This is a genomic window from Vibrio sp. ER1A, from assembly GCF_000733315.1.
Lineage (GTDB): Bacteria > Pseudomonadota > Gammaproteobacteria > Enterobacterales > Vibrionaceae > Vibrio > Vibrio mediterranei.
In genome coordinates, this window is record NZ_JPJA01000086.1 from 653750 (window position 1) to 677322 (window position 23573).

Below are 23573 nucleotides of genomic sequence, written 5' to 3' on the forward strand. Positions count from 1 at the left end.
ATCTGATTAGTCATTCATAAGCAGGGAACAGCAGATGAAAAAACAGATGTTACCACAAGGCTCAAAACGACTGATGGCATCCTTGGCTCTAAGTGGAGCTTTATTCAGTGCGACCAGCAATGCTGCGCCGTTTGATACGTGTCCAAGCAAAGCCTATCTTTTTCAATCAAATCCAGTTCAAGTCTATGGTGTAAACCTTGTCACGGGTTCGACTAGTCTATTGCAAAGCGATACTGGTATGAATGTGAACATTAATGGTGTGGGCTTTGACTTTGATAACCGTTATATCTATGGCTATGACACTAGCAATAAGCGGATCGTTCGTTTAGGGAGCGACTTCCAGGCAGAAGTAGTAAATACATCGGGTTTACCAACTGACCATACTTTTTATGTTGGTGATGTCTATGAAAGTGTTTATTACCTATATAGAAAAGGAAAAGGACTTTTTACTATCGATATTTCACCGCTTGCGAGTGATAGTAGTGCGGTTTTACCGGTTAATCGAGTGACGACGCGTGCGGTAGTAAGTCTCACTGACTTCGCCTTCCATCCAAGCGACGGTAAGCTATATGGCGTAGATAACGGCTCGGGTGCTTTATATTCGTTTAACGCTAGCACAGGTCAGGAAACTTATATTGGTGATACTGGCGAAACGGGTACGTTTGGTGCAGGGTACTTCGATGTAGATGGCTATTATTATGTGTCGAGAAATCAAGATGGTCAGATCTATCGCATTGACCTTTCACCAGGTAATGCCGCAAACATAGCTGCGGGCATAGTTCCGGCTGTCAAATTTGCCGATGGTCCAAATTCGAACCAAAACGATGGCGCTCGATGTGCGAACGCACCAGTGATAGATGAAGACTCTAACATTGATTTTGGTGATGCTCCGGAAAGTTACTCAACAAAGCTTGCTGACAATGGCCCACGACATGAGCTCGACGGTAGTACATGGTTAGGAAGTGGGGAACCAGATGGTGAACAAGATGGACGTTACAACAATTTAGCGGATGATGAAATAGGCACTGATGATGAAAACGGTGTGGGATTTGTCACTGCGGTTGAACCAGGACTCGACAGTATTGTTAGGGTTAATGCTTCCACCTCTGGATATCTGTCTGCATGGATAGATTGGAACCAAGATGGTGACTTTGCGGATGCTGGGGAGCAGGTTTTCACCGATGAATCGCTGTCTGCGGGAAACAACGATCTAGTCTTTACTGCTGATATTAATGCAACGGTGGGTACGACTTGGAGTCGTTTCCGCTTTAGCCAACAAACAGGGCTAAATTACTTTGGTGGTTCAACGAGTGGTGAAATAGAGGATCATGCTCTCACGGTTACCGGAGATGGCATCACAGTTCGCTATTATCCAAATGCTACCGGTTATGCCACCGTTGCCTTTGAAGATAACTGGCCTTATACCGCCGATTATGACATGAACGATGTTGTTGTTCGTTACCGCGTCACGGAGATTCTTAAAAATGACCAAGTAGTTAAATCCAAAATCGATGGTTACTTAGGGGCAGTGGGTGCATCTTACCATAATGGCTTTGCTATCCGACTTAAAGGTGTCAACCGTGACGATATTGATAGCGCGACCACTCGTCAAATTCAAAACGGAGAGACATTAGCTTCAAGTGGATTAGAGCTGATTTCTAATGAAGCGATTATTGTCATCACAAACGATACGTCAACATTTAAAGTTGATGGTTGTGATTTCCATAGGACCTTGTCTTCATGTGCTGAGCAAGAAGATGTACAACTCAACTTTACTGTTCACGTTAACTACAATAGCGGCACTACAACGGGGCTAATGGCTATGCCGTATGACCCTTTCATCTTCGCAACAGACAATACGTATCATGGAGATGGGTATACTGAACCAGGACGTAAATGGGAGGTTCACCTACCTAACTACGAACCAACTGAACAATTTGATGCAGATATGTTCGCTGGGTTAGGCGTTGATGTTAGCAATTCAAACACTGGTGTGTACTTTAAGACAGCAGAGAATCTACCTTGGGCGCTGTTAATCAATGATGAGTGGGAGTGGCCACTGGAGTATATCGATTTAGTTGTTGCGTATCCTCAATTTGCGACCTACGCAGAGTCATCCGGAGAGAGTGCTCAAAACTGGTTTGAATCGCAATATGCTACCCCCGGTAAATGTTACGTTCCTTAGGAGAAGATTATGAATACCAAATATATAGCTTTACTTATTGCCTTCGGAACACTCACTGCCTGTGGAGGCGGTGGTGGTGGCGGTGACTCTTCAGGTGGAGGCTCTACGGGGAATACTACCGAGGCAGCCCCTGAGCCTGCTCCCGCACCACCTCCGGTTACAGTTTCTGTAACAAGAACAATGGATGACCTGTCTATACCAGACACATTAGACTATAAGCCGATCGAAGATTATTCATTGGACATTGACGCGAGTAATGATGTAACTGGTAGAGCATTTGCCTCGGTATATACAGAATATGAGGACGACGGCTCTGGTGTACTCACTCCAGTGTACGACAGTAAAATCGCTTCTACGTCACTGGATAATGGGAGTGCACAAATCGATTTTTCAGCGGCAGAACATGTCGATGCGTTCTTGGTAGAAATCTGGACGTATGATGGCAACCCACCTGCTCAGAAACTGGTGTCAGCGAGTAGTAGCAACCTCGCTTGGTAACAAAAAGAGGAAAATAAGAATTGCCCCGTTTTACGGGGCTTTTTAATGGCTTGCTAGTCAACAACACAGTACAATGCGAGAAAATATTAGATTCAAATCACATTATGAGCCAAGAATACAACGACGAACACTATGACGATGATGCCATTGAGATTGAAGCTATTGGTATCGAAGTTTCAAGCCATCCAATCGAGCTATACAAACTATTTAAGGTAGCAAACCTTGTTGGAGGCGGCGGTGAAGCTAAGCACTTTATAGCGGAAGGCTATGTAGCGGTGAATGGCGAGCTAGAAACGCGAAAACGACGCAAAATGTATGATGGTGACTTCTTTGAGTTTAACCAAGAATATTATGTCGTTGTATGTGACAAACCGCCTGTTGAAACTGAGGAAAGAAAACAACTGCAATCTAAACAGCCAGAGGTAGCAGCGCCTTCGTCAAAACAAAAAAAGCAGAACAAGCAGCAAAAAAAGACGAAAGAGCAATCGGCTAAACAGAAAAAGAAATCTACTGAGCCGAATAAAGCGCGCTCTAAATCAAAAGACCCTAATAGCGGACGTGGCGGTATCGATTTTTTCTAAGACGATTTACGTTATGCGAGCAATCGATATTCGCTGTCGTTAAAGTGCCACAGTTTCCGCTGATAATAGAGGCTTAATAGCAATAGAGGAGATAACAATGAAATTTGAGGTAGATACGCATACTCATACTTATGCAAGTGGGCATGCCTACAGCACCATTATTGAAAATGCTAAAGCGGCAAAAGAACATGGATTAAAAGTCCTGTGTACTACAGATCATGCTGATTCAATGCCAGGTGCCCCTCACTTTTGGTTTTTCTCCAACCAACGTGTGATTCCAAGGTTTCTATCTGACGTTGCTATTATTCGCGGTGTAGAGGCAAATATTCTTAATGTGAATGGGGACATTGATGTACATCCTACGTCATACAAAGCACTTGATTGGATTATTGGCAGCTTTCATGAGCCTGTGTTTAGACCTTCTACTAAGGAGGACCACACTCGAGCGCTCATCAATACAATTGAAAGTGGCAATGTGGATGCGCTTGGACATTTGGGAAATCCGAACTTTGACTTTGATTTTCAAAGCGTAGCGGACTGTGCGGCAGCCAATCATGTCGCAATAGAGATCAATAACTCAACGCTGAGAGGGCACAGCCGAGTCGGAAGTGTGGATCGCTGCTATGACATCGCTCGAGCAGTAAAGCGCGCGGGTGGGTACATCACTACAGGCAGTGACTCACATTTTTGCGATACCATTGGTTTATTCGAACTGACCAGTGAATTGCTGACTACGGTTGAAATGCCGACGGATAAGATTATTACTTACAACGCTCGTCAATTCTTGGATTTCCTAGAGCTGAGAGGACGCGCACCGATAGAAGAGTTTGCCGAACTCTAAGATTTGCGTAAATAACGTTTAGAAACAATTTCATTAACGTTGTAGTAACGAGATTTAGTAAACTCGGTATTCAGACCTCAGGAAACTGGGGTCTAATTGATCTTCAAAAGGAATAATAATGATAAAAATAACTACGGCTAGCCTGCTTACATCAGTTCTTTTATTTTCTACTAGTGCTCTAGCAGAGGAGGTGGATCTCAAGAAGAACATGCAAGCCATGAAGTTAGCATTTAAACAAGCAGCAGAAGCTCAGTCCATTGACGAAATGCGCAAACCAGTACTTGATTTGGAAAATCTAATTGCCGACTCAAAGCAAGGTGATTATCCACCAGAGAAAACAGAATTGTATTTGGAAGGTTTCAAAAAGCTGTCAGGCGCGGTAAGTGAAGTCAATGCGGAACTGGATCAGGGTGACCTTGAAGCGGCCAAGCAATCATTACGTGAAGTGGACAGCTTGAGATTGGAGTACCATGACAAGCGTAATCCAAGCATTTGGAAGCGTCTGTTTGGTTAACTGATATCGAATTCGGACATTAAAAATGAGCACTCTTTGAGTGCTCCTTTTGATTTAGTTTAATTCAGTAACCCTATGCTTGTGCAAACTTAAAGGTCCGATAACCACCAATCAAGTTCTTCGCTTTATAGCCGTTATTCACTAATTGACGATATGCAACGTTACCACGTAACCCGACCTGGCAGTAAATGATGATCTCTTTATCTTTTGGAAGCTCATCCATACGTTGGCGCAGCTGATCTACCGGTATATTGATTGCGCCTTCAATGAAACCAACGTTTTCCAACTCACCCGGATTACGTACATCCAGCAACAACTGGTTGTCGCTCAAATTATCTATTTCATCGAAATGTATTGGTGTTGCATCACCTTTCAAAATATTATTGGCAACGAAGGCCGCTTGGTTGATGACATCTTTGGCGCTGCCATAAGGGGGAGCGTAAGTTAGTTCAAGATGTTGTAGCTGCTCTACGGTCATTCCTGCACGTTGAGCCACAGCCAAAACATCGATTCGTTTATCAATGCCGTCTTTTCCTGCTGCTTGCGCACCAAGGATTTTGCCAGTTTCGGGGCTAAACAATAGCTTTAACGAAACTATTTCCGAACCTGGGTAATAACCTGCATGACTAGCGGTATGTACGTATACTTTCTCGTACGCAACATTATCACGTTTCAGCAACTTTTCGTTTTTACCCACGGACGCTACAGCAAGATCGAAGATCTTAACAATCGCAGTACCTTGTGTGCCTTGATAACTCTCTTTACGGCCTAGCATGTTGTCAGCAGCCATCCGACCTTGACGATTAGCAGGCCCAGCTAACGGAACGAAGCTAGGTTTTCCTGTAACGAAATCAGGATCTTCTACCGCATCGCCTACTGCATAAATATATGGGTCGCTGGTTTGTAGGTTTTCGTTGACCGAGATACCACCAAACGCACCAAGTTCGAGACCTGCGTTTTGGGCTAGGGTATTTTCAGGTCTGACACCAATAGACATGATAAGCATATCAGTGTTTAAGGCATCGCCATTGTTTAATGCTAAACGTAACTTGCCTTGCAAATGTTGATGTTCGTTTAACTCTCCTGCATTTTGATCGGCAATATGTTCATTTGGAATATACTCAACAGATTCAAGTGCTGCACTCAACCTGAGATCAACGCCTCTCTGTTTAATCTCTGCATGTGCAAAACCTGCCATTTCTTTATCAACGGGAGTCATCACCTGATCAGCCATTTCAATTAGGGTGGTACTGATTCCTAGCTGTTGGAACGCCTCCATCATTTCTAGCCCGATAAAGCCACCGCCAACGACTGTCGCATGCTCAGGCTTATTCATTTGAATCGTCTTTATGATTCGATCCATATCAGGGATATTGCGAAGGGTATGAGTCAATGGGTTATCAATGCCAGGTATGGTCGGTACAAATGGAGCAGCGCCAGGACTTAGCAATAGAAAGTCATAACTTTCAGAATATTCATTACCATCAACGAGATTGCGAACAGTAACAAATTTGTTCTGTTTATCGATGGAAATGACTTCGTTCATAACACGAACGTCAACATTAAAACGAGCGAGGAAACTCTCTGGAGTTTGAAGTAATAACTTTGAACGGTCGGTGATATCTCCACCTATGTGATAGGGAAGACCACAATTTGCGAATGAAACGAAAGGTCCGCGCTCAAACATAATAATTTCGGCTTCTTCACTCAAACGTCGCGCTCTTGCTGCTGTAGATGCGCCACCTGCAACTCCGCCTACGATTAAAATCTTAGTCATACTTTACCTCTGTCAGTGTCGTTTAGGTGCGATGTCCTAAACGCGCATTCAATGTTCATTTGTCGTTACTATATCAATAAAATTAGAAATGTCTAATGTAAAATTAACTAAATATTAAAATGCTAATTAAGTATTGACTAAAGTAATGAGTTGGATAGATAATGCGCGCTATGCAAAATGATAGAATCGTGGAGACTACCGTTGTGGACTTAATGGAAATGAAAAACCGAGTCATCGATGTAGCGGATGTACTCAAAACATTATCACACCCTGACAGACTATTTGTTTTATGCCAGCTTGTTGATGGCGAACAAGGCGCAGGCCAGCTTCAGTCCAACTCAAACCTAAGCCAATCGGCTTTCTCTCAACATCTGTCTGTATTAAAGAAAGCAGGGTTAGTAGAGATAAGAAAAGAAGCTCAACATGTCTATTACTCTTTAAAAGATCAGAGAGTTGCAGGGCTTATAAGCCAATTACATAGTTTATATTGCCATGGATAGGGCTTTTCTGGAGTGGGTTTAATTTGCGAAATTTTCGTTAAGTTTCGCCACTTACATTATTTTTAGATTTAACTCTTAGTGAGGTAACAATGGAGTTTTCAATTCCGTGGGCATCGTTATTAGGCGGCATGATGCTAGGGCTTTCCGCGACAATTTTGTTATTGTTCAACGGCAAAGTAGCAGGTATTAGCGGCATAGTGAGCAAGATCTATAAAGGAAGAGCTGGCGATACAAGCTGGCGTGTATTGTTCGTATTGGGGATGGTTGTCGGCGGAGTAGCCACCGCAAAGTGGTTTGGGTTAGGCCCTGTTTCTATGGTGGTGTCAACGCCATTAGTTCTTATCTCAGGTTTACTCGTGGGTATAGGTACTAAATTAGGTAATGGCTGTACAAGTGGTCATGGTATTTGTGGAATGGGTCGATTGTCTGTTCGATCAGTAATGGCGACTGTAACCTTTATGGTGGTGGCCATGATAACCACATTTGTTATGACACACGTGCTTTAGGAGTTCTGAATATGCAAAGGTTGATATCCATTGTTGCAGGTTTGCTATTTGGCGCAGGTATGATCATCTCAGGCATGAGTGATCCAAAGAATGTCATTGCTTTTCTGGACGTTACTGGCCATTGGTCACCAGATTTGGCGTTTGTAATGGGTGGAGCATTATTGGTATTTGCACCAAGCTATTGGCTAATCATCCGCAAGAGAAATGAGCCAGTATGTGCAGATTCATTCGGCTTGTCTGACAACAAGAAAATTGATGGTCAGCTACTAAGCGGTGCCGCTCTGTTTGGCTTAGGTTGGGGGATTGCAGGTATCTGCCCGGGACCCGCAATTGCATCGATGGCAAACGGCAGTTATAGCGTCTTGGGTTTTGTTGTCACTATGTTGGTTGGTATGTTCATTGGCGATAATATCTCGAGGAAAGAAAACGGAAAACAAGCAGCGTAGTGGCTTACCGTATTTATTGGATTACTCCTCAACTAAAGTGACATTACAGCGCTATGCCCACCAAGAAGAGCACTCTTGAAGGTTGGGTTAAAGTAATAACCAAAATACTGTAAACATCAAAATTGGAAATGTCATCTCTAGTTAATCATACAACTCTATCGATAAAGGGCAGTGATCACTCATTTGGTACTTTAGCACGTCCTCGATTGGCATGAGACTTTGAACAGCAGGAGTTGTTCTTAACTCTGGACTGACGATGATGTGATCGATTAGAGAGCGAAATTGGTGTGTTTTGCTGTTATTTTTGCGAGATTTGACTTTACATGCAGCTTTAGTTTGCTGAGAGGTTAAGCGCGGCGCAGTATCCAGATCATTGGTAATTATCTTCCATAACCAATCGCCGTTATAGGCTAGGTTGTGATTGAAATCACCTAACACAATGTATAGCTCATTTTGTTGTTCGACATGCTTTAGCCAACTATTTATGACTTTTCCTTGCTTTTTTAAAGTATGACATGAGTTTTGATTGACGAATTTTCCCGAGCAACCGGCTTTTAAGTGCACTGACAACAGGTTTATTGTTTTGTTGTCCACGTTAAGTTTGATTGCAGAAGCAAATCTTAATTTACTACCTGTACTAAGAGGGAAGTCCGCTGCGTCTTTAATGGACAATCCCTTTTTCACAGCGAAGCCAGTGTATTGGTTAATCGCGGAGAATTGATGTTGTTTATTAGATGGCAGTGCACGATCCGACAAATAAATGTCGTAATCGTTGCCAACTATTTTACGGATGGCTTCCTGGCTATCTACTTCTTGAAACGCTAACACAGAAGGGGAAAGTGCTTCAAATTGTCGTGCTAATGCTAGGAAGTCGTTCTTATCTCTTTGGCTGGCCTCGAATTTTGATGAGGGATTAAGCGTTAACCATTCAATATTCCATGTGGTCAGCGTTGTCGCAGAGACAAATGTAGGAAAAAGTGATATTCCCATTACTAAAGAAAATAACCACTTATAATAACTTAATGTTCTTTTCATCGTGCTTGCCATTTTAAAATTCCCTCACAGCCAATGTGCCGCAAGCGTTACTAAAATTGCAACCGAAAATGCGTTAAATTTCGTGAAAAATTTTGTTTTTCTTTCATATGAGATCTACTTCATCTAGATCGAATTCTTCTTGCTCAGTAGCCAATTTTTATTGATCTGAATCAATACTTTGATTTGGTGCTTTTCGTTAAATACACCACAATATATTGTGTCAGAATAAAAAGTAACAACCCTATATAGTGTGTTTGTGGATAACTCTGTGAGTATACTTTGGGTAAGGAGAAAGGGTGAAAACAATCGTAATCAAGAGAGACGGCTCTCGTGCTCCGTTTACAAAGGATCGTATTGAAGCTGCTGTGGTAAGTGCGGCGGAACATGCAGATAAAGAGCTCGAAATCTACGCTAAAAATGTGGCTTTAGCGGTAGAGCTCAAACTGCAGGATTGCGAACATGTAGACATTCAAGAAATTCAAACAGCGGTAGAGAATGAACTAATGCAAGGTCCATATAAAGGACTTGCTCGTTCGTACATTGAATATCGCCATGACCGTGATATTGCTCGTGAAAAGAAAAGCGCTCTGACTAAAGAGATCGAAGGTCTAATTGAAGAAAGCAACGCCGATCTTCTTAATGAGAACGCTAATAAAGATGGCAAGGTTATCCCGACGCAACGTGATTTGTTGGCGGGTATCGTCGCTAAACACTATGCGAAGACTCGAATTCTTCCTAGAGACGTTGTGCAAGCGCACGACGAGGGCGACATCCATTATCACGATCTTGACTACGCGCCTTTCTTCCCGATGTTTAACTGTATGCTGATTGATTTAAAAGGCATGTTAACGCATGGTTTTAAGATGGGTAATGCTGAGATTGATACTCCGAAATCAATTTCAACTGCTACAGCTGTAACTGCGCAGATTATCGCTCAAGTGGCAAGCCATATTTATGGTGGCACGACGATTAACCGTATTGATGAAGTGTTAGCGCCTTACGTAAAAGCAAGCTATGACAAACACCTTCAAATTGCTCAAGAGTGGGACATTCACCAGCCTGAAGCATTTGCTCAAGCTCGTACGGAGAAAGAATGTTATGACGCATTTCAATCATTAGAGTACGAAGTCAACACCTTGCACACTGCCAACGGTCAAACACCCTTTGTTACTTTCGGTTTTGGACTTGGTACGAGTTGGGAGTCAAAACTAATCCAACAGTCGATTCTGAAGAATCGAATTGCGGGTCTTGGTAAAAACAGCAAGACAGCAGTCTTCCCTAAATTGGTGTTTGCGATCAAAGATGGCTTAAATCATAAGTCTGAGGATCCAAACTACGATGTTAAGCAGCTAGCGTTAGAGTGTGCGTCTAAGCGTATGTACCCAGATATTTTAAACTACGATAAAGTGGTTGAAGTAACGGGGTCATTTAAAACTCCGATGGGCTGCCGTAGTTTCCTTGGTACTTACGAAGAAAACGGTGAACTCCAACATGAAGGACGCAATAACCTAGGTGTTGTGAGCTTGAACCTTCCTCGCATTGCTATCAAAGCCAATGGTAGTGTTGAGAAGTTTTATGAGTTATTAAACGACCGTTTAGTGCTGGCGCGTAAAGCTCTTGAAACTCGTATTAGTCGTCTAGAGAAAGTTAAGGCTCGTGTTGCCCCAATCCTTTATATGGAAGGCGCATGTGGTGTACGTCTAAAAGCAGACGACTCTATCGCACCGATTTTTAAGAATGGTCGTGCATCAATTTCTCTTGGTTACATTGGTATTCACGAGATGGTTACGGCTCTATTTGGTAATGACGTTCATATGTACGATGACAATACTATGCGCGACATGGCGCTTGACGTTATTAAACATATGAAGCAAGTGGTAAACCAATGGGCTGAAGAAACCGGCTACGCATTTAGCTTGTACGGTACACCAAGTGAAAACTTATGTAGTCGTTTCTGCCAAATTGATACTAAAGAGTTTGGGATCATCGAAGGGGTGACAGACAAAGGCTACTACACCAATAGCTTCCACCTCGACGTGCAAAAGAAAGTTAATCCATACGACAAGATTGACTTTGAAATGCCTTACCCAGAAATTTCCTCTGGTGGTTTCATTTGTTACGGCGAATTCCCAAACATGCAGCGTAACATTGAAGCTTTAGAGAATGTATGGGACTACAGTTACACACGCGTTCCTTACTATGGTACGAATACACCGATTGATGAGTGTTATGAATGTGGCTACATGGGAGAGTTTGACTGTACTAGCAAAGGCTTCACTTGCCCTAAATGTGGCAACCACGACTCTACCCGAGTCTCAGTAACACGTCGTGTATGCGGTTATTTAGGTAGTCCAGATGCGCGTCCATTTAACTTTGGTAAACAAGAAGAAGTTAAACGTCGCGTTAAGCACCTTTAATATCAATTTACTAAGAACCAAGAGAGTCAATATATGAATTATCATCAGTATCATCCTATCGACGTAGTCAATGGACCTGGTACGCGTTGTACTCTCTTTGTTTCGGGCTGTGTTCACCAATGTCGAGGCTGCTATAACCAAGCGACATGGTCTTTGCATTCAGGGCATAACTTTACCGATGAGTTGGAAGATCGGATCATTGCGGACCTAAACGATACTCGTATTAAGAAGAGAGGTTTATCGTTATCTGGAGGGGACCCGTTACACCCGTCTAATGTAAGCCGAGTACTACAGCTGGTGGAAAGAGTAAGGCGTGAGTGTCCCGATAAAGATATCTGGCTTTGGAGCGGTTATTTGTTACAGGAGCTGTCACCTGAGCAGCAACAAGTGATTGACCTAGTGGATGTGCTTGTCGATGGTAAATTCGAAAAAGAGTTAGCTGACCCAGAGTTAGAATGGCGGGGCAGTTCGAATCAAGTGATTCATCGATTCAAACAGTTTTAATATAAAAGAGGGAGCGCAATGCTCCCTTATTATGTACACTCCGAATTAATCCTGTTTATAACAAAACTATTTCAATATTTTTAATCTAATGCTAACGTGATGCCACTACTTGAATTTCAAAGGGTTGTGACTTTCATGTTCTCTCAATTACCCGAGCCAGTGCTCGATCCTATTCTTTCCTTATCCGTTGCTTTTAGAAATGATGAGCGTGCCGACAAAGTTGATTTAGGCATTGGTGTTTATCGTAACAGTGACGGGCAAACTCCAATAATGAAAGCCATTGCTGAAGCTCAGCGCATTGTCACTACTGAACAACAGACTAAAGCTTATGTTGGTCTTGCTGGGTGTGAAGAGTTTAACCAAAGTATTGCCAAAGTTGTGTTTGGTGAAACACCTATTTATGATCGCATGTCCGTCATTCAAACTCCGGGCGCGAGTGGTGGTTTGCGCATGTTGGGAGATTTACTCAATGTCGCTCAGCCAGGGACAACGGTTTGGCTTTCGAACCCAAGCTATGTAAATCATAAACCAGTAATGGAAGCAGCGGGCCTGCAGGTTAAGTATTATCGCTACTTCGACCCTGCAACTAAACAGGTTGACCGTGATTTAATGCTATCTGATATTGCTCAAGCAGGGCAAGGCGATGTCGTATTGCTTCATGGATGTTGTCACAATCCAACTGGCGCGGATATGTCGCTAGAAGATTGGAAAACCATCACAGAGCTAAGCGTGAAAAATGGCTTTGTACCATTTGTTGACGTCGCTTATCAAGGCTTCGGTGACGGGTTAGAGCAAGATGCATATGGTCTTCGACATATGGCTGAAAATGTTGAAGAAATGCTCCTTACTACGTCATGTTCTAAGAACTTCGGGCTATATCGTGAACGTACTGGAGCGGCGATCGTCATTGGTAAAAATGCGACTGAGGCTGCGAACGCGAAAGGTAAACTACTTACATTAGCTCGAGCGACGTACACAATGCCACCGGATCATGGTGCAGCATTGGTTAAAACCATCTTGGCCGATGAGTATTTAACCAACATGTGGTCAACGGAACTGACTGAAATGCAACAACGATTGGTTGCGTTGCGTGATGGCCTTTGTAAAGAATTGAAAAATACTCATTCATCTGATCAATTTGACTTTATCATGTCTCACAAAGGCATGTTTACTGTGCTAGGATTTACACCAGAGCAAATGCAGCGTTTGCGTAACGACTTTGCTATTTACGGTGTAGACGATGGGCGAATTAACATCGCTGGCTTATCAGAGTCGCAATTACCTTATGTAGCCAATGCGCTGATTGCTGTCAGTCAATAATCGATGAGCATTTATGCGCGTCACAGAAATAGAATGAATAAAGGTGAATGAATGAAACCGTGGAAAGTGATTTTACCACTGATGTTAAGTGGTGGCTTGGTAGCTTGCTCTACTACACCAACTGAGCCAGTGACTCCACCACAAGTTGAACAGCCTAAGCAAGACACTGAAGCTGCAAAATCAGAAAAAGAAACAGAAAAGAGTGTAACGGAAACTGAGAGCACAAAAAAAGAGAGTGATACTCAGAAAGCACAACCAGAGAAAGAGACAAAACCCGCAGAGAAACCAGAAGCTAAGCCAGAAAAGCCAGTTGCTAAACCTGCACCCGTGAAAAATGAAGAAGGTAAATTGATACTAGGTGAGCAAGAGTATGTTCGTTTAGTTGATATGAAAGTTACGACTAAAGCACGAATTGACACAGGAGCAACTACATCGTCACTGAGTGCTGTCGATATCGTTCCATTTGAACGTGATGGTAAAGAGTGGGTTAAGTTCAAGGTAAAACATAGTGGTGTAGAATCTAAAGAGATGAGTATGCCAGTTGAGCGTTGGGTAAAAGTAAAACAGTCAAGCTCAGAAGAGAGTGATAAACGCCCAGTTATTGTATCCGTCATTAAGATTGGTGATATGACTAGCAAGACTGAGTTTACTTTGGCTGACCGCACGCATCTTAAATACCCAGTGTTGTTAGGTCGCAGTTTCTTTAGAGATGTCGCTCTTGTAGATGTGAGCCGTAAATACGTCCAACCTAAGCCAAGCAGTAAATAATCCAAGTAAAGAGTAATAAAAAAAGGCTTTCCAATCGGAAAGCCTTTTTTTTATTTAGAAGTTAAATGCAACAGACATTTCTACTTGGTTTCCGTAGGTGCCGTTGTCAAATAAGGCTGCGCCTATTGACAGAGCGTCGGTAGAGTGAAATCTAGCGCCAACTTTCCATATAAACTTGGTGTCGTCATTGCCGTTAAGCATACCAATTCGTGCGTCTCCCTCTACATTTTGAAGGAACCAGATACGTGAGCCAATATTGAACTCAGATGCAAAGTCTGTATCCCAAGTGTCGTGGTTTTTTTGTTTGATGTTGTGCACTAGTAACTGGCCGTATACGTCGGCAAATTGTCCTGCTGGACCGTTAAAACCAATACCGCCAGCGACATCCCAATCACCATCAAACCGACTATCACCTCGCACTATAAAGTGTGTATTTTCGGTAAAGTACGTCGTAAATTCTGCTCCCATAGTGCCAGGATCTGCGCCTAAACGAATTTGAAAAGCATTGTAGTTAAAGTTGTTAGCGTAAACCAACGAAGGGGCGGCGACTGCTAATGTTAATAGCGCAGTACGGCTTGCTTTACCTAGCATGAGAACTCCGTGATAAATTGATGTCGACATAGTCTCTAAAAATGAGTTTGTCCAGTATATAGAAAAATGGTCTGCAAAATACAGACCATTTTTGACTAAGTCGAACTTTTCTTTACATTATTTGAATGTGGTCAACCTCAATTTCTGGCGTATTTCCACCTTCGTACTCTCCGAAAATTCTTACTTGAGTTTCATTATTAATCGGAGTTGTTAATCGTGCATCGTCCATATCTACCTGAATTTCAGCTTCACCATCACTGAAGATAAACTTATCGTCTCGAACTTGACGAACTAAATAGCCATCAACAATAACGTTTTTCTCAGTAAACATACTGGTATCGGTTAATAACTCAGTTACCGAGATTGTTTCAACAGGCCCTGTATATACTACGCTAGGCGCCTTAGAATCATGATGTCCATCATCTTTTGCTAGCACAAGAGTTGGAGTAAGAATTAATGCTGCTGCTAGAGTCAATACCGTTTTTTTCATAACTTGGTTCCTTTTAGAGTGCTTCTTTAGTTGTCGGTTGTTATTAAAGCGCAGTTAAGCTTAACCATTGCTGAGTGCGGCATTCATATTCCATTCACTGAGGTTTTTTAGGCTGTCGGTTGGGTCTAAGGAGTAAAAAAGGTAAACTTACCAAAGACTTCATAGCAATTTGAGAATATATGCGTCGCACTTCACAAGCTCTAATGGTTCAAGGAACAACTTCAGACGCAGGAAAAAGCGTCTTGGTGGCAGGATTATGCCGGGTACTCGCGCGGAAAGGGTTCAATGTTGCCCCATTCAAGCCACAAAATATGGCGTTGAACAGTGCCGTTACGAAGGATGGCGGTGAAATAGGTCGGGCGCAGGCTGTTCAAGCGCAGGCTGCTGGAGTTGATGCGACGGTGGATATGAACCCGGTTCTGATTAAACCCAACTCTGATACTGGTGCTCAAATCATTATTCAAGGCAAAGCATTTGCCAATATGGATGCAGTAGGGTTCCATGACTACAAAAAAGTGGCCATGCCTTATGTTCTAGACTCTTTTTCTAAACTAGCCGATCACTTCGATGTCATCATGATCGAAGGAGCTGGAAGCCCTGCAGAGATTAATCTTCGACAAAACGATATTGCCAATATGGGTTTTGCTGAAGAGGCCGATGTACCTGTAATTATTGTTGCGGACATCGAACGGGGGGGAGTATTCGCTCATTTGTACGGCACATTAGCATTGCTATCTGAGAGCGAACAGAATCGAGTCGTTGGTTTTGTTATTAATCGCTTTCGGGGCGACATTACATTGCTAGAGCCAGGGCTTGAATGGTTAGAACAAAAAACAGGGAAGCCTGTAATTGGCGTAATCCCTTTTATACACGGACTTAATATCGAAGCAGAAGACGCCATCACTGCGGAGTATGTGACCGCCGAAACAACTAAATTAAGCGTCGTGGTTCCCATACTCACTCGTATTAGTAATCACACCGATTTTGACGCGCTCCGGTTGCATCCTGATATAGACTTTCGATACGTTGGTAAGGGAGAGCGAATCGATAATGCTGATTTGATTATTCTGCCGGGTACGAAATCTGTTAGAGATGACCTTAAGTATCTGAGAGAGCAGGGGTGGGATAAGGATATCTATCGACATCTACGATTTGGCGGAAAGGTGATGGGAATCTGTGGTGGATTTCAAATATTAGGCAAGCACATTACCGATTCACTCGGTATCGAAGGAAAAATCGGAACTAGTGAGGGTTTAGCCTTACTTGATGTCGACACTGAACTACTCCCAGAGAAACAGCTGACCAATGTCACTGGTGTGTTATCTCTTGAAGGTACAATGGTTACTGTTTCTGGTTATGAAATACATGCGGGACAAAGCACAGTTTTAAGTCAGGCACTAATTGAACTCAGTGTTGGCACGAAAGATGGTGCAATTAGTGAGGATAATCAAGTAATTGGAACCTACCTTCATGGCATACTGGACTCTTCCGAATTTGTATCTTTATTGGTGCGCTGGGTAAACGGAGAGTCTGTTTCTAGTTATTCGATTAACGATGAAAAGGAACAAGCGCTGGATACGATAGCGGATGCTCTCGAAAACCACCTAGACCTTCAACAACTCTGGCCAGACTTGGGTTTCACAAACTGATGAAAAAGTTATTAATTTCATTTTTAGTTACACTGTCACCAGTGACGTTAGCGGCAACGCTTAATATATACGCTGCGTCTTCTATGACGAATGCCGTTGATGAATTAGCCAATGAGTTTAATCAGCAATCAAATGTTGATGTAGTAAAGGTTTATGGTGGTTCTTCTTCTATAGCACGTCAGATTTACCAGGGCGCTCCAGCGGATCTGTTCATTTCTGCTAACGTTAAATGGGTGGACTATTTAATAAAGAAAGGGACAGTCGAAACAGAAAATGTATCCAATATTGCACAAAATCGACTGGTGTTAATCAAAAACAACGCCGTAACACATAAAAGTGCGTTTGTGTTCGATTCTGCGAAGAGTTGGGAGGAATGGTTAAATGGTGAGCGCTTGGCTATAGGGACAGTATCCTCTGTACCGGCTGGTATCTATGCCAAACAATCGCTCGAATCTTTAAATGTCTGGGCGTCTGTACGTTCTCATTTAGCACCAGTTAATAATGTTAGACAAGTATTAGCTTTGGTTGAGAGAAATGAGGCTCCATTAGGGATCGTCTATAAAACTGATGCGATGGCAAGCGATTCTGTTGAGGTAATTGGCGCTTTTCCTGATACGACCCACGATCCTATTATTTACCCACTAGTTAAATTGAATTCACGCCACGAGACCCAAGAATTTGTAGAGTTTATTAAGTCTCAGCCAGGCCAAAAAATCTTGGCCAAATACGGATTTTCGCCATTGGGTGGTAACCACTAAGTATGTTAACAGACTACGAAATCCAAGCATTACAGTTAAGCCTCAAAGTGGCTGGCGTAGCTATAGTCTGGCTTATTCCGATAGGAGTTTTTTTAGCGTGGATCTTAAGTAAGAAAGAGTTTTACGGCAAAAGCATTCTCGATAGCTTGATTCATCTTCCTCTGGTACTTCCTCCCGTGGTTATTGGTTATTTATTACTGATTTCTATGGGCAGACAAGGGTTCATTGGAAAATTCATTTATGATCTTACAGGCATCAGTTTCAGCTTTAGTTGGAGAGGAGCCGTCGTGGCTTGTATTATTGTATCTCTTCCTCTTATGGTTCGCTCTATTCGCCTCTCAATGGACAGCGTCGATCAAAAACTTGAGCAAGCTGCACGTACCCTTGGTGCTTCGCAAATCAAGGTTTTCTTTACTATCACTTTGCCTCTCGTCATTCCAGGAGTAATCAGTGGGACTATGCTCTCATTTGCTCGAAGTTTGGGGGAGTTCGGCGCAACAATAAGTTTTGTGTCAAATATCCCTGGGGAAACACAAACCATTCCACTCGCTATGTACAACTTCTTAGAGACCCCAGGTGCGGAAGATGCAGCTATGAGGCTATGTATTATCTCGATTGTTATTTCTCTAGCATCCCTCTATTTTGCAGAAGGACTAAATCGTTGGATGAGTAAGCGATTAGGTGTAGCGAAATGAATAGAATAAGTCTCGACGTAAAAAAGAACTTCTCTGATAGAAGCTTTCACTTAAAAACACAATTACCATCGAAGGGGATCACTGCCATATTTGGACGCTCCGGCGCTGGTAAAACGACATTGATTAATTTGGTCAGCGGGCTTTTAAGGCCGGACTCTGGCTTGATTAAAGTCGAAGACCGCATTTTGTTCGACTCAACCCTAAAGCTTGATGTACCGATTGAAAGGAGACAAGTGGGTTACGTGTTCCAAGATGCAAGATTGTTTCCCCATATGACTGTTAATCGCAATTTGCGTTACAGCGTCACAGGTGGCAGCTCGGAGTATTTTAATGAAATTGTTGGACTTTTAGCTATTGGGGATTTGCTAAATCGTTATCCAAGCAGCTTGTCAGGGGGAGAGAAACAGCGTGTTGCAATCGGAAGAGCACTCCTAAGTAAACCACAAATTTTACTAATGGATGAGCCATTAGCGTCATTGGATATTTCACGCAAACGTGAACTAATGCCGTTTTTAGAGAAACTATCGCACTCTATTGATATTCCAATCCTTTATGTCACTCATAGTTTGAATGAAATTCTTCGTCTTGCTCAGCATCTAGTAGTCATCGAAGATGGCAAAGTTGTGGAGAGTGATACCATCGAAAACGTTTGGAGTTCATCGATTATGCAGTCGTGGCAATCATTTTCAGATAGAAGCTCCTTGTTTAAGGGAGAGATCCTTGAACAAAATAATTATTACGGGCTGACGAAAGTAGCGTTAACAGAACAGCATTATTTATGGGTTCAACATACAGAAGGTGTGATTGGTGAACATGTTCGATTAAGAGTTAGAGCTAGTGATGTATCCATCGCGCTAGAACGGCCAAATAAAACGTCTATCCGTAATATTTTATCTTGTACAGTGGGAGCTATTCACCTGGGAGGTAAGGGTACGTCAAGACAGAGCGTGGAAGTCATTCTCTCACTGACGAATCAACAAAAATTGATAGCAACAGTCACTCAATGGGCGATTGATGATCTGGCACTAGAAGTAGGCCAGAAAGTATATGCTCAAATAAAGGGCGTCAGTGTTTCTCAGAAAGACGTGGCGATTGAGCCGCAAATATAGAAAAGGTCGCTAACAAGCGACCTTTAAATGAGAACATGGTGTTTTATTTCTCAAATACTTCTTTGAAATCGCGCTTCAGAATAGCATCACGACGCGCTTTCTTAATCTGCTTAACCATATCACGAATACAATTGCTTAAAACTTTATCAAGCAGTTGAGCTCGATAGTCTTCTTTCTCTTCGTCAGTCATATCAGCAGGGAAGTCCATAGTTGTGAACTCTTCCATTGTGCTTACGCCCGCGAATGCTTGGCTAACTGAGATCAAAGCATGGAACTGCTCAAAGTTATCAAGGATATTCTGTGCACTGGCAGGTAATGTGTCCCAAGCTTCACGCACCGCTTCTTCAGTCACCTCGTGAATAGAGACCACCATGTTATGCAATTCTTCAGGCACGTCATCAAACGCGATGACTTGACGTAATTCTGGGGATACCAATTCTAGGTCAACTTTGGTTGCTTCGTTATTTTGTGTCTCAGACATACTACTATCTCAGTGTGTAAAATTGCGCTTATCCTAGGAGAAGCAATGTAAAAGTCAATAATAATCGAAGTCTCGGCAAAAATCCTCCCGATATTGGACAAATCAACCTTATCAATACGTTAAAACCTCGATTAAAGTGGGACTGGATGAATATTGTCCTAATATGTGTTATATCTGACTCATTAGGGTTGGCATGCAATTACAGGAAGGCTTATGACACCCATGGATTCTTCAATGAGAATTCTTCTCGTAGATGATGCGCAACTAGAACGGATGCAGCTTCAAATTCGACTGAAACAACTTGGGCATGTAGTAGAAGTTGCCGCGAGCGGAATAGAGGCGCTAGCCTTATACCCATCATTTGATCCAGAACTTGTTCTCCTTGATATCTCAATGCCGGAAATGGACGGCTTTCAGGTGGCTGCGGAGATAAGAGAACGCTATCAAGCAGACTGGATTCCCATTATTTTTCTGAGCAGTCATGATGAACCTGAAATGATTGCAAAGGCTATAAGAGCGGGTGGTGATGACTACTTGGTTAAACCAGTTAATAAGATAGTCTTGCAATCTAAACTAGTCGCCATGCAACGTATAGCGGATATGCGTCGCGAACTGAAGCAAGCAAGTGCGCAACTAGAAGAGGCTAATAGGGCGCTGCAACACCAAGCAAATGAAGATGGACTGACTAAACTATTTAACCGTCGTTATATGGATGAAAAACTCACTGAGCTTATTCAATGGCACGGTCGTCATCAAATACCGCTCTCGGTTATTTTGATGGACGTCGATCACTTTAAGGCGTTCAATGATAATTATGGTCATACCGAAGGTGACCAGTGTTTAATCAATATAGCTCAGTTTCTCGATGTGATGTTTATTCGCAGTGGCGAGTATGTCGGCCGATATGGCGGTGAAGAATTTGTTATTGTACTCAGCAAATGTGACATTCATGAAGCGAAAGAGAATGCGGCTAGGGTTAGGGAAGGGATTTCTCAATTAAACATACCGCATCAGTTTTCCAATACAACGGACAGAGTTACGTTGTCACTCGGAGTGTTTAGTTTGGTTCCTACGGGTACAGAGACAATTAACGAGCTGTATGAAAGTGCTGACAAATTGCTTTATCAAGCAAAACGAACCGGTAGAAACAGGTATGTTTCCCAAATTGAAGGCGATATCATTAGTACAACGTCTTGAGTCTAGCGTAATATGCACGTTATGAACTTGAACTCCTCAATTATTGAGGAGTTTTTTTATTTAGTTCTGTAGATAAATTCCTAAATTACAAACTGTTACCCACAAATATTCATTGTGGGGCTATTATTAATATATTTCTTCACTCGGTAAAAATCTGTGTCCAAGGCTCGTTTCGTTTCTTTGATGTGTTTGACAACTTTATCTTCCCAAAGTGTGGCTGAGCCTGAATTTCGTGACTTGTTTGAAGAAGATTTTGCAGCAGCTATCATTCTCACAGACAGTGATGCTCTAACATTAGGGTTCAAAGACTTTGATCCAAGCTCAGTGCTCAATATTGATAACGACGAAATAGGATCTCAAGAAGCACTTGATCGACGTAAGAATATTGCCGTTTCAGCATTGCCACTTACCTTTGCGTTAAATGATGATGATAGTTTCCAACAGAGGTTAACACTTAGGTTTTCAGCGCTCAGAATTGAAGACCAAATCCTAGATGCACCAGACAATCATACCAAATATGTTTTGGGAGCTTTTACGGGCTATGAACAAGAAATACAGTTCTCTGAACACTGGACATTTGAGACAGGTATAGGTGCACACCTGCAATATCTGCACAGTGACTATGATTTTCAATCATCTTATTCAAAACTATTTCAACCGTTCCTAGATGGCAAAGTGGTCAATACGTCTGCGTGGGCGGCGAGTCTACAACCTAAAGTCGGCTTCAACTACCACAAATACAAACCTTGGGGGGAAGTGAAGTTTAATTCAACCTTCAACTATTTCTCAGGGGTAGGTTGGGGAAAAGCAAATGATGGGGATGTCGGAACGCCTGAAGGTTGGTATTGGTCAAATGAAGCGAAATTGTTTTATGACGTAACTGATTGGGGTCGTTCAGTTCAGACTATCTACACAAGTCTTAGGCGAGTGGATATTGGCGGAGATACAGTCGGTATGCTTGGCTCCCCTCATTACTACGAAGGAACGGTTGGCTGGCTAATGACGCCTCCGTTTAAAATTGAGTTTGTTGATAATATTGGGATAGGGCTAAGTATTAACTATGGGAGTGATCTGAAAGGCGGTAGCATTGTGCTGTTTTTCAACCAAGATTAGTTCACTAAGATAGCATCAACGGGCGCACTGAACTTGGTTTCGCCCTTTTTCTTTGGCGCTGTACAACGCTTTATCGGCTTTCTTTAAAACTTCTTCTGGCTTTCTTGTGGCTTTGCTATCTGCTGCACCAATACTTACTGTGATGCTGACTGTTGAACCTTTGCTGTTCGCGTTACGTTGTTTTGCGCCTTTTTTGTTGTCATTTGGGCGTTCGGCGTTATTTCTAATTACCATTTCATAATCGGCTATCTTCTCTCTAAGTTCATCAAGATAGACTTTACTGTCCTTGGCTGTTTTACCCTTAAATAGAATTGTAAATTCTTCGCCGCCATATCGATAGACTCGTGCGTTACCGCCAACAGATAACATTCGTGAAGCAACCAGCTTTAGTACGTCGTCACCGGTATCGTGACCATAGGTATCATTAAATTTCTTAAAATGATCAACATCTAACATAGCAACAGTAAACTTTCTGCCCAAATGTTTCATATCCATTTCTAAAGCGCGACGACCAGGAATATTCGTGAGTCGATCATTGAATGCCATTTGATGACTGGCAGAAATAACATAAATAATGACTAAAACACCCGCTAAAGAAAATAGGGTGCTAGACATATGCGGGACATGAAAGAAAATGAATGTGCTGCTCGCAAGCAAAATACTGGTATACACAACAGCATCTATTGGGCGATTGTAATTTAATAAGAAAATACCCGTTGCTCCAGTTATAGCTAGGCTATACAAAACTAAAACCAAAGGTAAACGCGAGATTTCGGGGATGGCTAAGAGTAGATCACTGTCAAAATGGTTAAAGCCACCAGTAGCGAAGTGGCTCAATATCAAATAGCTCCACAGTAAAAAGCTCATAACAATCGCAGAGAAAAGGTACATTCCCTTGCTTAACACCCCAGTGTCTGGAAATAAAAACGCAAGACAGCAAGCAACAGGCAGTAGAAGGCTTAACAAGGAGAGTTCTAAAAGAGTCGTACCAGTTGATAACGGAGTTTGTAATCTAAACTGAATGACGCCGTATGCCAACAACATAGAAAGCGCCACCATAGCAATGCGCGATTGCTTAAAGCTGTGACTCAGTGCGAAAGCAGTACCAAACAAAATGTAGGGCAAGTTTGTCACAAAGCCTGAGTTGGCTTGAGTTGCTGCAATGATATGATTTAAGCCTACGAGTATACCCGCAATCATGATAAGGGGAATAAATAGCCGGAACAGATTTGAGCTAGCAAAAGAGGTCGACATTAACGATATGACTCAGAGACTTGGCAGTAGATTATAGTTCAACATCTTAGGATACGGTAATTTGATGTTTTGCCAAGTGATTTGTTAATGGGAGACTCAAAACTCACACCATTTTCTCAAACTTAATAAAAATCGCTTCAATAATTTAATGAGTTTATAAAACCTAACGCCTATACAGGCGAAGGCAGAAGCAACGCAAACTGTAAACAAGATTCACTTTCCATACGCTAATGGTTGACCAAGCGCTCCAAACCCTACAACATGAATCAATCCATATAGAAAGAGGAAAAAAAGTGGGATTCTTCTCTAAATTATTTGGTGGCGTGCGACGTGAAGTCGTATGA

24 protein-coding genes are annotated in these 23573 nt (G+C 42.4%); 18 read left to right on the forward strand and 6 right to left on the reverse strand.

From position 1 onward, the window contains the following. Window positions 1-34: 34 nt before the first annotated feature. The 5 genes from HW45_RS10225 to HW45_RS10245 all read left to right on the forward strand — a co-directional run bounded on the left by HW45_RS10225 (window position 35) and on the right by HW45_RS10245 (window position 4619). Window positions 35-2185, forward strand: a complete 2151-nt coding sequence (locus HW45_RS10225; RefSeq protein WP_081875792.1) for an LruC domain-containing protein — start codon at window positions 35-37, stop codon at window positions 2183-2185. Between the two features lie 9 nt (window positions 2186-2194). Then, the gene (locus tag HW45_RS10230) at window positions 2195-2683 is read left to right on the forward strand and encodes a hypothetical protein (protein WP_051867989.1); all 489 of its coding nucleotides are present in this window, start codon (window positions 2195-2197) and stop codon (window positions 2681-2683) included. 104 nt (window positions 2684-2787) lie between these two features. After that, window positions 2788-3264: an RNA-binding S4 domain-containing protein gene (locus HW45_RS10235; protein WP_038226816.1), complete on the forward strand. Its 477-nt coding sequence runs from the start codon at window positions 2788-2790 to the stop codon at window positions 3262-3264. Window positions 3265-3361: 97 nt separating this feature from the next. Further along, window positions 3362-4105: a phosphatase gene (locus HW45_RS10240; protein WP_038226819.1), complete on the forward strand. Its 744-nt coding sequence runs from the start codon at window positions 3362-3364 to the stop codon at window positions 4103-4105. Window positions 4106-4223: 118 nt separating this feature from the next. Then, complete coding sequence (locus tag HW45_RS10245; RefSeq protein ID WP_006072776.1) at window positions 4224-4619, forward strand: cytochrome b562; 396 nt, start codon at window positions 4224-4226, stop codon at window positions 4617-4619. A gap of 73 nt (window positions 4620-4692) precedes the next feature. On the opposite strand, the gene HW45_RS10250 is transcribed toward HW45_RS10245, so the two are convergent. Continuing rightward, window positions 4693-6396 (reverse strand): FAD-dependent oxidoreductase, encoded by a 1704-nt coding sequence (locus tag HW45_RS10250; RefSeq protein ID WP_038226820.1) that lies wholly within the window; start codon window positions 6394-6396, stop codon window positions 4693-4695. 161 nt (window positions 6397-6557) lie between these two features. On the opposite strand from HW45_RS10250, the gene HW45_RS10255 reads away from it, so the two are divergent. The 3 genes from HW45_RS10255 (at window position 6558) to HW45_RS10265 (ending at window position 7848) form a co-directional block, all read left to right on the forward strand. After that, on the forward strand, window positions 6558-6896 hold the full coding sequence (locus HW45_RS10255) for an ArsR/SmtB family transcription factor (protein WP_081875793.1): 339 nt from the start codon (window positions 6558-6560) through the stop codon (window positions 6894-6896). Between the two features lie 89 nt (window positions 6897-6985). Continuing rightward, window positions 6986-7402: a YeeE/YedE family protein gene (locus HW45_RS10260; protein ID WP_038226821.1), complete on the forward strand. Its 417-nt coding sequence runs from the start codon at window positions 6986-6988 to the stop codon at window positions 7400-7402. 11 nt (window positions 7403-7413) lie between these two features. After that, window positions 7414-7848 (forward strand): YeeE/YedE family protein, encoded by a 435-nt coding sequence (locus tag HW45_RS10265; protein WP_038226823.1) that lies wholly within the window; start codon window positions 7414-7416, stop codon window positions 7846-7848. A gap of 141 nt (window positions 7849-7989) precedes the next feature. Here HW45_RS10265 and HW45_RS10270 read toward each other — a convergent pair whose 3' ends face one another. Beyond that, entirely contained in the window at window positions 7990-8895 is a 906-nt protein-coding gene (locus HW45_RS10270; RefSeq protein ID WP_051867992.1) for an endonuclease/exonuclease/phosphatase family protein, read from the reverse strand. Window positions 8896-9179: 284 nt separating this feature from the next. Between HW45_RS10270 and nrdD the strand changes: the two genes are divergently transcribed. The 4 genes from nrdD to HW45_RS10290 all read left to right on the forward strand — a co-directional run bounded on the left by nrdD (window position 9180) and on the right by HW45_RS10290 (window position 13892). Beyond that, window positions 9180-11300 carry an anaerobic ribonucleoside-triphosphate reductase gene (gene nrdD / locus HW45_RS10275; protein ID WP_038226824.1) on the forward strand — a complete coding sequence of 707 codons (2121 nt, stop codon included), beginning with the start codon at window positions 9180-9182 and terminating at the stop codon, window positions 11298-11300. 33 nt (window positions 11301-11333) lie between these two features. Beyond that, the gene (gene nrdG / locus HW45_RS10280; RefSeq protein WP_038226826.1) at window positions 11334-11804 is read left to right on the forward strand and encodes an anaerobic ribonucleoside-triphosphate reductase-activating protein; all 471 of its coding nucleotides are present in this window, start codon (window positions 11334-11336) and stop codon (window positions 11802-11804) included. A 135-nt stretch (window positions 11805-11939) separates the two neighbouring features. Then, window positions 11940-13124, forward strand: a complete 1185-nt coding sequence (locus HW45_RS10285) for an amino acid aminotransferase (protein WP_038227733.1) — start codon at window positions 11940-11942, stop codon at window positions 13122-13124. A 51-nt stretch (window positions 13125-13175) separates the two neighbouring features. Then, the gene (locus HW45_RS10290; RefSeq protein ID WP_038226827.1) at window positions 13176-13892 is read left to right on the forward strand and encodes an ATP-dependent zinc protease family protein; all 717 of its coding nucleotides are present in this window, start codon (window positions 13176-13178) and stop codon (window positions 13890-13892) included. Between the two features lie 54 nt (window positions 13893-13946). Here HW45_RS10290 and HW45_RS10295 read toward each other — a convergent pair whose 3' ends face one another. Together HW45_RS10295 and HW45_RS10300 are read right to left on the reverse strand one after the other, a co-directional pair. Then, entirely contained in the window at window positions 13947-14483 is a 537-nt protein-coding gene (locus tag HW45_RS10295) for a hypothetical protein (protein ID WP_038226829.1), read from the reverse strand. A 112-nt stretch (window positions 14484-14595) separates the two neighbouring features. Continuing rightward, window positions 14596-14973 (reverse strand): YgiW/YdeI family stress tolerance OB fold protein, encoded by a 378-nt coding sequence (locus tag HW45_RS10300; RefSeq protein ID WP_038226832.1) that lies wholly within the window; start codon window positions 14971-14973, stop codon window positions 14596-14598. A gap of 179 nt (window positions 14974-15152) precedes the next feature. Here HW45_RS10300 and HW45_RS10305 point away from each other — a divergent pair, with 179 nt between their 5' ends. From HW45_RS10305 to modC, 4 genes are read left to right on the forward strand one after another with little or no spacing between them, the layout of a single operon-like run. Further along, entirely contained in the window at window positions 15153-16622 is a 1470-nt protein-coding gene (locus HW45_RS10305) for a cobyric acid synthase (RefSeq protein ID WP_038226835.1), read from the forward strand. Further along, the gene (modA, locus tag HW45_RS10310) at window positions 16622-17380 is read left to right on the forward strand and encodes a molybdate ABC transporter substrate-binding protein (protein ID WP_038226838.1); all 759 of its coding nucleotides are present in this window, start codon (window positions 16622-16624) and stop codon (window positions 17378-17380) included. The genes HW45_RS10305 and modA overlap by 1 nt, the downstream gene beginning before the upstream one ends. 2 nt (window positions 17381-17382) lie before the next feature. After that, window positions 17383-18075, forward strand: a complete 693-nt coding sequence (modB, locus tag HW45_RS10315) for a molybdate ABC transporter permease subunit (RefSeq protein WP_038226841.1) — start codon at window positions 17383-17385, stop codon at window positions 18073-18075. After that, a complete protein-coding gene (gene modC, locus HW45_RS10320; protein WP_038226843.1) occupies window positions 18072-19184 on the forward strand; it encodes a molybdenum ABC transporter ATP-binding protein ModC in 1113 nt (370 codons plus the stop codon). Before modB ends, modC begins: the two co-directional genes overlap by 4 nt. 43 nt (window positions 19185-19227) lie before the next feature. Here modC and HW45_RS10325 read toward each other — a convergent pair whose 3' ends face one another. Continuing rightward, a complete protein-coding gene (locus HW45_RS10325) occupies window positions 19228-19665 on the reverse strand; it encodes a DUF3069 domain-containing protein (RefSeq protein ID WP_038226845.1) in 438 nt (145 codons plus the stop codon). Window positions 19666-19899: 234 nt separating this feature from the next. On the opposite strand from HW45_RS10325, the gene HW45_RS10330 reads away from it, so the two are divergent. After that, window positions 19900-20862, forward strand: coding sequence for a GGDEF domain-containing protein (locus tag HW45_RS10330; RefSeq protein WP_152559660.1), 963 nt, complete (start codon window positions 19900-19902; stop codon window positions 20860-20862). A gap of 156 nt (window positions 20863-21018) precedes the next feature. Beyond that, window positions 21019-21975, forward strand: coding sequence for a Solitary outer membrane autotransporter beta-barrel domain (locus HW45_RS10335; protein ID WP_038226849.1), 957 nt, complete (start codon window positions 21019-21021; stop codon window positions 21973-21975). A gap of 15 nt (window positions 21976-21990) precedes the next feature. Here HW45_RS10335 and HW45_RS10340 read toward each other — a convergent pair whose 3' ends face one another. Continuing rightward, a complete protein-coding gene (locus HW45_RS10340; RefSeq protein WP_038226851.1) occupies window positions 21991-23229 on the reverse strand; it encodes a GGDEF domain-containing protein in 1239 nt (412 codons plus the stop codon). Between the last annotated feature and the right edge of the window lie 344 nt (window positions 23230-23573).